1 tRNA gene is annotated in these 222 nt (G+C 47.7%); it reads right to left on the bottom strand.

Annotation, left to right across the window (positions count from 1 at the left end):
* A tRNA-Ser gene (locus tag ACW689_RS21555) sits at nucleotides 1-91 on the bottom strand.
* Between the last annotated feature and the right edge of the window lie 131 nt (nucleotides 92-222).

Here is a 222-nt window from a genome sequence, read left to right as displayed (position 1 = left end):
TGGCGGAGAGATAGGGATTTGAACCCTAGATACGCTATTAACGTATGCCGGTTTTCAAGACCGGTGCTTTCAACCGCTCAGCCATCTCTCCAAAAGCGGTATAAAACGCAGGCGCGCTTTATAAAAATTTAGTGGCGGAGAGATAGGGATTTGAACCCTAGATACGCTATTAACGTATGCCGGTTTTCAAGACCGGTGCTTTCAACCGCTCAGCCATCTCTC

It is taken from the genome of Pseudoalteromonas sp. ABE4_541 (genome assembly GCF_056312285.1).
Note: the sequence above shows the minus strand (reverse complement) of the source record. Positions and strands in the feature narration are given on the sequence as shown.